The organism is Protofrankia sp. CiT1 (assembly GCF_917627335.1).
Taxonomy (GTDB): Bacteria; Actinomycetota; Actinomycetes; order Frankiales; family Frankiaceae; genus Protofrankia.
In genome coordinates, this window is sequence record NZ_CAKJTP010000119.1 from 11805 (window position 1) to 13283 (window position 1479).

The window sequence follows — 1479 nt, forward strand, 5'->3', positions numbered from 1 at the left end:
GGGTGCGGGTGCATCCAGCACCCGGGGCCATCGTGTCGTGCTGAGCACCGCAACCTTTGACGGAGCGCTGCGAGTGACTGATCCGGCTCTTGCCCGCCATACGTTGACGCACGGCGTCGGCTCCGCCAAAGCCTATGGATGCGGCCTCCTCACCCTCGCCGCCTACCGGCCGCCAGCCGAAACCGGCGGATGACATGTGGTGGCTGGCCAACCCACAGGACCTCCATCGCATCGAAGACCGCGTCTCCACCCTGTATGTCGAGAAATGCCATATCGATCGGGACGACAACGCCGTCGTGCTCGTGACCCGCGAACGTACCGTCAGGGTTCCAGCCGCGTTTGTCGCGAGCTTGCTGATCGGCCCAGGAACCCGAATCACCAGCGGTGCCGTCCGGCTGCTCGCCGACTCCGGCACCGCCGTGTGCTGGGTCGGCGATCGCGCGGTCCGCATGTACGCCGCCGGTCTCGGACCCAGCCGAGGCGCCGGGCTGCTCCTCCGTCAGGCATATCTGGTAACCCGCACCAAGGAACGCCTCGGTGTCGCGCGACGCATGTACGGCAAACGCTTCCCCGACGAAGACGTATCCCAAGCCACGATGCAACAGCTCCGTGGCCGGGAGGGCGCCCGCGTCAAGAAAGTTTACCGACAGCACGCGGAACGCACCGGCGTTGCATGGTCCGGACGCGCGTACAAACCAGGTGAACCCTACGCCGCCGGCGACGACATCAACCGGCTCCTGTCGGCAGGTCACACCTGCCTCTACGGAATATGCCACGCCGCTGTCGTAGGAATAGGAGCCAGCCCGGCACTCGGATTCGTCCACACCGGCGGAGCCACCTCCTTCGTCCTCGACATAGCGGATCTCTACAAGGCGGAATACACAATTCCGCTCGCCTTCGACCTCGCCGCCGCCGGCCGAACCGAGGAACGCGACATCCGGACCGTCTTCCGCGACCGCGTCGCCGATGGCAAGCTCATGGCCCGCATTGTCCGCGATATCAAAGATCTGCTTCTCGGCGAAGGAACGGATATCGACGACCAAGACGAACTTCACCTGTGGGATGAGGTCAACGACCGCGTCCCCGGCGGGGTCAACTGGGCCATCGACATGGTCGACAGCTGGGACGACGTCAGCTTTCTCGGCATCACAGGCCCGGACATCGACGACCACCGGCCACCGCTGTGACCGTCATCGTCCTCATAGCAGTGGCCGACGGCCTGCGCGGGCACCTCACCCGATGGATGATCGAGATAACGGCCGGTGTGTTCGTCGGCAACCCCAGCGCCCGGGTCCGCGACCGACTTTGGACCGTCCTGACCGCTCGCGTCAACGACGGCCAGGCAGTCATGATCGAACCAGCCAACAACGAACAAGGCTGGACCGTCCGCACCGCTGGCCGCGATCGAGGCTACCCCGTCGACTACGACGGACTGATACTGTTTGCCCGTCCACGCCGCTAAAGCCGCAGGTCAGCAAG

General features: G+C 65.2%; 3 protein-coding genes. All 3 read left to right on the forward strand.

Annotated elements, in window-relative coordinates; translation table 11 throughout:
* A partial coding sequence (locus MJ785_RS16435) for a type I-E CRISPR-associated protein Cas6/Cse3/CasE (RefSeq protein WP_239381636.1) occupies nucleotides 1–193 on the forward strand: 193 nt, incomplete at its 5' end.
* A gap of 1 nt (nucleotide 194) precedes the next feature.
* Nucleotides 195–1187: a type I-E CRISPR-associated endonuclease Cas1e gene (gene cas1e, locus MJ785_RS16440; RefSeq protein WP_239381638.1), complete on the forward strand. Its 993-nt coding sequence runs from the start codon at nucleotides 195–197 to the stop codon at nucleotides 1185–1187.
* On the forward strand, nucleotides 1184–1462 hold the full coding sequence (gene cas2e / locus MJ785_RS16445; protein ID WP_239310847.1) for a type I-E CRISPR-associated endoribonuclease Cas2e: 279 nt from the start codon (nucleotides 1184–1186) through the stop codon (nucleotides 1460–1462). Before cas1e ends, cas2e begins: the two co-directional genes overlap by 4 nt.
* Nucleotides 1463–1479: the final 17 nt, after the last annotated feature.

Coding starts and splice junctions, on each gene's coding strand:
- cas1e (WP_239381638.1), top strand. CDS start 195: ATGTGGTGGCTGGCCAACCCACAGGACCTCCATCGCATCGAAGACCGC.